This is a genomic window from Frankia sp. CeTa3Moorea (genome assembly GCF_978021225.1).
This window is the reverse complement of the sequence record NZ_CDXDOR010000073.1, coordinates 1-7,813: the sequence shown is the minus strand read 5'-3', so window position 1 is coordinate 7,813 and position 7,813 is coordinate 1. Positions and strand designations below refer to the sequence as shown.

The window sequence follows — 7,813 nt, the reverse complement described above, 5'->3', positions numbered from 1 at the left end:
GCTGCATCCGGTCATCCCGTTCGTGACCGAAAAACTGTGGACGGCATTGACCGGGGGGACGACGGTGGTGACCGCGCCTTGGCCGGTCTCGATCGCCGGCCGCGCAGATCCGGCCGCCGAGGCCGAGATCGACCGGCTCCGGCGGGTCGTGACGGGGCTGCGGCAGTTCCGGGCGAACCAGCGGCTGCGCCCCGGCCGGCGGGTGGCCGCGGTCATGGTCGGTCCGGGTGATCGGGTCGGTCCGGGTGGCCCGGCCGGCGCTGGGGGTCTGGCCGGGTGGCGGGAGGAGATCGGGGCGCTGTGCTCCCTCGACCTCACGGTCGCCGACCGACTACCGGGGGACTGGCCCGCCGTCGCCCTGGAATCGGTCAGCGTGGCCCTGGACCTGTCCGGCGCGCTTGACACGGCGGCCGAACGGGCGCGGCTGAGCAAGCTGCTGGCCGAGGCCGGCAGGGAGAAGGAGCAGGTCGCCGCGAAGCTCGCCAACCCGAACTTCGCCGGCCGCGCGCCGGTCGCCGTGGTCGAAAAGACCCGCCAGCGGCTGCTTGACGCCGAGACCTCGATTGCGCGCCTCGCCGAGCAGCTCGCGGCGCTGTGAACCCGTTCAGCGGGGTGCCATCCGAATGGCACCGTCGAGGCGGATGGTCTCGCCGTTGAGCATAGGGTTCGCGATGATCTGGGTTGCGAGCAGGCCGTACTCGTCGGGGGAGCCCAGGCGGGAGGGGTGCGGGACCTGCTGGCCGAGGGAGACACGAGCCGGCTCCGGCAGCGAGGCGAGCAGCGGGGTGTCGAACAGGCCAGGGGCGATGGTCACCACGCGGATCTTCAGACTGGCGAGGTCGCGGGCGATCGGCAGCGTCATGCCGACGATGCCGCCCTTGGACGCCGAGTAGGCGGCCTGCCCGATCTGGCCCTCGAACGCCGCCACGGACGCGGTGTTGATGATGACGCCACGCTCGTCGTCGATCTCCTCGGTCCTGCTGATCCGCTCGGCCGCGAGCCGGATGACGTTGAACGAGCCGATCAGGTTGACCTTGACGACCCGCTCGAAGATGGCCAGCGGGAACGGCCCTTCCTTGCTCAGTGTCTTGGCGGCGTTGCTGATGCCGGCGCAGTTGACGGCGATGCGCAGCGGGCCCAGCTCGGCCGCCACGTCCAGAGCTGCCGTCACGTCCTGCTCGGAGGTGACGTCGCCGGGGCTGAATCGCACCGAGCTGCCGAACTTCTCCGCGACCGCCGCGCCGTTCGAGGACGGGAGGTCGAGGAGGACCACGCTGGCACCAGCGTCGACAAGCCGGGTGGCGGTGGCAAGGCCGAGGCCGGAAGCCCCGCCGGTCACCACGGCGACTGAATCCGTGATCTGCACGTGAGTTCCTCTCCGGGAGGGACGCCGGCCGGAGGCTCGGCCTTGGCTGTGCGGGGTGGAGCTGGGGGAGCGACCTGGCCGACCCCCGACCGCGGCCAGAGGAGGCGGCCATCCGTGCACACCCCGGAAGACGTGCACACCCCGGAAGAGTAGTGCAAGCCACGCGGGCGGACCGCGGTCCCGTGGGCCGGTGGGACTCTACCGGCGGGACCAGGAGAATCAGTAGGTGCAGGTGGGTGCGCCCGGCGAGGGCGCACCCACCTGCGCTCCCGGCGGCGCTGGTCCGGCCGCTGGTGCCGCCGGCGTGGGTGCGGTCCCACTGGCCGTCACACTCGGCGTCACCACCGCGGTGAAGCCGGAGCCCAGGACGAGCTGGACACCGGTGATGCTCGCATCGGCGAGCAGGACCGAGCCGGGCACTGCCGCGGCGACAGTGTTCGCCTTGGCCTCCTGCCCGGGGGCGTAGACCACCCGGGAGGTCTCGTGGGTGAGGACCGAGGCGTTGCCGGCGTTGCGGGCGTGGAAGCCCTTGGCGGTCAGCTGCTCGGTGACCTTGGACGCGAGTCCGGCCCGCGACGAGCCGTTGTAGACGGCGACCCGGACCTGGGAGGGCGCGGCGGCGGCGCCGGGAGCGAGCGCCGGACCGGTCCCCCTGCTCCCGGCGTCGGTGGTAGAACTCGCGCCCTCGACCTTGCCACCCATCGGCGCGACGATGCGCTGCAGGTCGTCCGGCCGGTAGAACTGCACGGAGGCCGGGACTCCGTGCAGGAGGATGTTGCCGTTGTCGTCGAGCGCCCCCTCGGCACGGGTCGGCGCGTGGACGGGCACGGTCTGCATCTGGAGGCCCCCGGTGGCCAGCCCGCGGACTCGGGTCCCGAGGCTGCGCAGGTCGGCGATGCTGGTGTGGTCGTCGAGGGTGAGCGCGCTCGCCGCCGCCGACATCAGCTTCTCGGTCTTGACCGGGTTCGTCAGGGTGTCGCCTGTCATGATCTTGCGGAACATCGCACCGATGAACTGCTGCTGCCGGCGGATGCGGTCGAAGTCGCCGTCCGGCAGGCCGTGGCGCTGGCGGACGAAGGCCAGGGCCTGGTCGCCGCCGAGCTGGATCGTCCCCGGCCCGCCGACGAATCCGCTCATCGGGTCGTTGGTGTTCGTGCTCACCCGCCACCGCCCGCGGTCGTCCTGGTAGCGGCTCGGTTCCGTGCCCGACGGCTTGATGCAGACCTGGACACCGCCGATGGCGTCGGTGATTGCCCTGAAGCCCGCCAGGTCCATCGAGAGGTAGTGGTCGACCTGCAGGCCGGTCAGGCTCTGCACCGTCCGCACCAACAGCGACGGGCCGCCCACGGAGATCGCGGCGTTGAACTTATCGTGCCAGGCCTTGTGGTGTTTGCCGGCGTCGTCGGTGTACTCGGGGATCAGCACGTACATGTCACGGGGGAACGAGACCATCGTGGTGGTCCCGTCCTTCGCCAGGTGCGCGAGGATCGTCGTGTCGGAGCGCTGGCCCGGCGCGTTCCCGTACTTACCGTCAGTACCGGCCCGGCTGTCGGTCCCGACCAGCAGGTAGTTCGCGCTCCCCACTCCGCCGGAGTCGCCGCTCGAACCGAGGCCGAGGTCGATCCGGTTGACCTTGCCGTCGACATAGAAGTACGCGGCCCAGCCCCCCACCGTGGCCACGAACACGATGCAGGACACGAAGGCCAGGAACACCAGCAACCCGCGACGCCTCGCCGACCGCCCGCCGCGTGCCGACCCGGATCCCGACCGGCCGGACCTCGATCCCCGCGGGTCGAGCCGGGGCGGAAGCACCCGCACGGGGTCGGCGGAGTCGTTCTGCAGGTGCGGTGCGGTCACTTCCCGCCTCTCCTCGAGCGGTCCGGCGAGCAGGGTCCGGCATAGCACGGAAAGTAACACGAATGGTTTCATGCTCCCGGATGAGGGGTTCAGCCGGGTTTGGCCATATCCGGGCGGTGGGCGGCGCCGGCTCCACTGGCTCTGCCGGCTCCACTGGCTCCACTGGCTCCGCCGGCGGCGGACGACGATCACATGGTCCGGTCGGGTCCCGCTATCGCCGCCTGGATATTTTCGGCGGCCGCGTCGAGCAGGCGGTGTGCCAGCTCCGACAACGCGCGCGCGGCGGCCACCTCGTCCCCGATCTCGGGAACGTCGGGTTCCCCGGGGTGCAGCCGGGCCTGTCCCGTCCCGTGTAGATCGTCGCGGGCGCTGCCGTGCAGGGCCGCGTCCGCCTGGGTACGGCCGTCCTGCTCCGTCAGGGAGATCTGCACGGTCCAGGTTCTTGTGGTGGTCATCTCGGCCTCCGTCCGACGAGCTCTCCTCGGATGAGTTCTTCCTGGTTGTCACGTGCCCGCGTGCTTCCCGGTGACACGGGGGCGGGAAGGCGCGGGGCGCCGCGCCGGTTGGCCTAGAGAAGCAACCGGTCCCGGGAGGGACCCGTTTGAATGCGAGGACGGGAGGCGAGCGGATGACGACCGAGGCACGAGGGCGGGTTCGGCTCGAACAGGGCCGCAAGCGGGTGCGGGCGTATCTGGGCGGCCAGCTGGTCGCGGATACGGCGCGCCCGGCGCTGGTCTGGGAAAATCCCCACCATCCTGTGTACTACCTGCCGAGGGCGGACGTCGGCGCGACCCTGGCGCCTACCGGGCGGGTGGAGCACTCGCCGAGTCGGGGGGAGGCGGTCTACTACGACGTCGTCGTGGCGGGGACGACCGCCCCCGAGGCGGCCTGGTCCTACCCGCAGTCACCGCTGGAGGGGCTGCGCGACCTGGTCCGCTTCGACTGGAACGCGATGGACGGGTGGTTCGAGGAGGACGAGCCGATCTACGTCCATCCGCGCAGCCCGTACACCCGGGTGGACGCTCTCGCCAGCTCCCGGCACGTGCGGGTCGAGGTTGACGGGGTGACCGTCGCGGACTCGCGCAGACCCGTCATCCTGTTCGAGACGGGCCTGCCGCCCCGCTACTATTTTCCCCTCACCGACGCCCGGCAGGACCTGCTCCGCCCCTCGGACACCCGGACCAGCTGCCCCTACAAGGGGCACGCCGAGTACTACTCGGTCGAGATCGACGGGAAGACGTACCCCGATCTCGTCTGGACCTACCGGACCCCGTTCCCGGAGAGCGCCCGGATCGCCGGGCTGGTCTGCTTCTACGAAGAGCGCGTCGACCTCTTCCTGGACGGGGAGAAGACGGCGACTCCCTGAGCTCCCGCCGGGAACGCAGAGATCCGTCGCGGATCTGTGACGAATCCGTGACGAATCCGTGAGATCCGTCGGCTGGCGGATCTGCGGACGGGTCAGCTGGTCGGCACCGACCAGCGCAGCTGGGTGCCGCCGTCGGGGCCCGGGCCGAGTTCGAAGGTCCCGCCGAGGTCCTGCGCCCGGGCCCGCATGTTCGCCAGCCCGCTGCGGCGGGTGGTGGAGCCGATGCCGACCCCGTCGTCCACCACGTCGACGGTGACGGCGCCGCTCGCGGCGGTCACGGTCACCTCGACACTGCCCGCCTTGGCATGCCGGGCGGCGTTGGACAGCGCCTCACGCACGACCGCGATCAGATGGTCGCCGAGGGTGGGACCGATCATCGTGTCCACCGGTCCGTCCAGCCGGACCCGCGGGGTGAAGCCGAACGCGCCGGTCATGTCGTCGATGACGCCCAGGATCTGCGCCCGCAGGCCGCTGCCCGTGGCCGGTGCCGCCCGGCCCCGCAGCTCGAAGATGGTGTGGCGGATCTCCCGTACCGTCTCGTCGAGATCCTCCACGTAGGTGTTCATCCGCTCCGCCCGGGTGGGCCGCTCCTCGCTGGCCGCGAGGCCCTGCAGGCCCATCGCCACCGCGAACAGGCGTTGCATCACGTGGTCGTGCAGGTCGCGGGCGATCCGGTCGCGGTCCTCCAGCAGGGACAGCCGGCCGCGTGCGGCCCGGGAGCGGGCGAGTTCCAGCGCGAGCGCGACGTGCGCGGCGAACGCGGCCGCCAGCTCCAGGTCCGCGTCCGTGAACAGGTCACCGCCACGGCGCCGGGCGAGGATCAGCGCCCCGGACGTGACATGTGACGTGATCAGCGGAACGATCATCGTTGGCCCGATGTCGAGGTCGTGGAGCTCGGATTCGGCCAGTTCGCGGACGTCGGCGACGACCAGCGGCGCATGGTCGCGTACCGCGTGGCCGGCCAGCGAGCTCTCTATCGGTACCCGCCGGCCCCGTAGCAGGTCCGCGTCCTGCCCGGCGGCGACGTCGAAGGACAGCTCGGTCGCCGTCTCCGACCCGAGAGCCAGCGCCGTCGTGTCCGCGCGGGCGACGTCGCGGGCCCGCTGGACGATCAGTTCCAGCGGGTCGTCGCCGTCGGCGAGCAGATGCCGGGTGATGTCGGCGGACGCCTGCGACCACTGCTGGCGATGTTGGGCCTCCCCGAACAGCCGGGCATTGTCGATCGCCACACCGGCGTTCGCGGCCAGCGCGAGCGCCAGCTCCTCGTCCTCCGCGGTGAACACCCGACCGCCGCGTTTCTCGGTGAGGTAGAGATTGCCGAAGACCTCGTTGCGGACCCGGATCGGCACCCCGAGGAAGGCCCGCATCGGTGGGTGGCCCGGGGGGAAACCGACCGCCTGGCGGTGGTCGGCGATGTCGTCGAGGCGCACCGGCTGCGGTTCCGCGATGAGCAGGCCCAGCACGCCGTCTCCCCGGGGCAGCCGCCCTATCGTCTCGACGAGTCCCGGGTCCATCCCGACGTGCACGAACTGTTCGAGCCGACCGTCGCGGGAGATTACCCCGAGCGCGCCGTAGCGGGCGTCGACCAGCTCGCACGCGGACTCGACGATGCGCCGTAGCACCACGTCGAGACTGAGGTCGGCGGTGATCATCCGGTTGGCTCGCAGCAGGCCGTGCAGCCGGCTCTGAGTGGCCAGAACGTCCTGGGCCCGGTCCACCAGTTGGGCGAGAAGCTCGTCGAGCTCGAGCCGAGCGACCGCGGGAAAGATCAGCTCTCCCGGCGGTCCCGGCGGTCCTGGCGGCGGTGCGGTGCCGGCCAGATCGGAGGTCCCTTCGTCCGCGGAGGCGAGGTCCCGTTCGGACTCCATGTTCTCAAGACGATAACCGACCGGGCCTGGGCCGGCATGAGCCGCGGGATGAGGTGATGACCATTCTTCGCCGGCCGCGCACCGGATACGCCACCATGCGGGTATGGATATCGTCAGCGAGGCGGAGTTCGGTCGCCGCGTCGAGACCCATCTCGCCGCAGGCTCCGGTGCGGGCGGTGGAGCCGGTCCTGGGGTAGCCGGTCCTGGGGTAGCCGGTCCTGGGGTAGCCGGTCCTGGCCGATGGCGGTCGGCCACGCCGCGGGTCGTGGCGGCGGGGAACTTCGCTACCCCGCTCGTCGCGCTGCGTGTGATCGACGCGGTGGTGAGTGAATACCGCCTCTTCATGATCAACGCTCAGGGCGGCGTGCCGGAGCGCGACGGCGTGACGCCGGAGACCGCGTTCGTCGGCCCGGCGATGCGCAACGTGCCTGGCCTCGACTACCTGCCCAACCGGCTCAGCCTCGTACCCCGCCTGCTCGCGACCACCCACCGGCCCGACGTCGTCGTGTTGCACACCAGCGTGCCCGACGGAGGGAAGGTCTCGCTCGGCACCGAAGTCAACATCCTGCCGGCCGCGGTCGAGGCGGCCCGCGCGCGCGGGGGACTAGCGGTCGCCCAGCTCAACCCGTCGATGCCCTACACCTTCGGCGACGGTGAACTGAGCATCGACGACGTCGACCTCGCCGTGGAGGTGGAGCAGCCGCTCGCCAGCCCCGCGGTCACGCTCGTCGACGACGTCCGCGGGCAGATCGGCGAGCGGGTCGCCGCGCTCGTCGAGGACGGGGCGACCCTGCAGCTCGGCATCGGCGGTGTCCCGAACGCCACGCTGTCGGCCCTCGTCGACCGGCGGGATCTGCGCGTGTGGACCGAGACCTTTTCCGATGGCATGCTCGCGCTCGAAGCCTCCGGCGCGCTGGCCGCCGGGACACCGCTGCGGACCTCGTTCCTGTTCGGGTCGGCCGAGCTCTACTCGTGGGCGCACCGCAATCCGCGGTTGCTGCTGGTACGCACCGAGATCGTGAACGACCCGGGGGTCATCGCCCGGCAGCCGCGGATGACCTCGATCAACACCGCGCTGCAGGTGGACCTGTATGCGCAGGCGAACGCGTCCTGGATCCGCAACCGCATCTACTCCGGCTTCGGTGGGCAGTCCGACTTCGTCGTCGGCGCGCTGCACGCGGCCGACGGCAAGGCGATCATCGCCCTGCCGAGCCGGCATGCCCGGTCGGGGGATTCCTGTGTGCTGCCGCGGCTTACCAGCCCGGTCACCAGTTTCCAGCACAGTTACGTCGTCTCCGAGAACGGGACCGCGGCCGTGTGGGGGCGTGGTCAGCACGAACAGACCGCCCGACTTAG

Annotated in this window: 7 protein-coding genes; 3 read left to right on the top strand and 4 right to left on the bottom strand. The window is 71.2% G+C overall.

From position 1 onward, the window contains the following. Positions 1–598: class I tRNA ligase family protein (locus AC08OV_RS14240; RefSeq protein ID WP_476619770.1), on the top strand; the 598-nt coding region annotated here is incomplete at its 5' end. Positions 599–604: 6 nt separating this feature from the next. On the opposite strand, the gene AC08OV_RS14235 is transcribed toward AC08OV_RS14240, so the two are convergent. The 3 genes from AC08OV_RS14235 to AC08OV_RS14225 form a co-directional block, all read right to left on the bottom strand. Next, positions 605–1,366, bottom strand: coding sequence for a 3-hydroxyacyl-CoA dehydrogenase (locus tag AC08OV_RS14235; RefSeq protein ID WP_476613017.1), 762 nt, complete (start codon positions 1,364–1,366; stop codon positions 605–607). Between the two features lie 219 nt (positions 1,367–1,585). After that, positions 1,586–3,223 (bottom strand): LCP family protein, encoded by a 1,638-nt coding sequence (locus AC08OV_RS14230; RefSeq protein ID WP_476613018.1) that lies wholly within the window; start codon positions 3,221–3,223, stop codon positions 1,586–1,588. Positions 3,224–3,411: 188 nt separating this feature from the next. Further along, positions 3,412–3,678 carry a DUF1876 domain-containing protein gene (locus AC08OV_RS14225; RefSeq protein WP_476613019.1) on the bottom strand — a complete coding sequence of 89 codons (267 nt, stop codon included), beginning with the start codon at positions 3,676–3,678 and terminating at the stop codon, positions 3,412–3,414. A 173-nt stretch (positions 3,679–3,851) separates the two neighbouring features. On the opposite strand from AC08OV_RS14225, the gene AC08OV_RS14220 reads away from it, so the two are divergent. Beyond that, complete coding sequence (locus AC08OV_RS14220) at positions 3,852–4,589, top strand: DUF427 domain-containing protein (protein WP_476613020.1); 738 nt, start codon at positions 3,852–3,854, stop codon at positions 4,587–4,589. A 92-nt stretch (positions 4,590–4,681) separates the two neighbouring features. On the opposite strand, the gene AC08OV_RS14215 is transcribed toward AC08OV_RS14220, so the two are convergent. After that, entirely contained in the window at positions 4,682–6,457 is a 1,776-nt protein-coding gene (locus AC08OV_RS14215) for a sensor histidine kinase (RefSeq protein ID WP_476613021.1), read from the bottom strand. A 103-nt stretch (positions 6,458–6,560) separates the two neighbouring features. Between AC08OV_RS14215 and AC08OV_RS14210 the strand changes: the two genes are divergently transcribed. Beyond that, positions 6,561–7,813 (top strand): acetyl-CoA hydrolase/transferase family protein (locus AC08OV_RS14210; protein WP_476619769.1); only part of this gene is annotated, 1,253 nt, incomplete at its 3' end.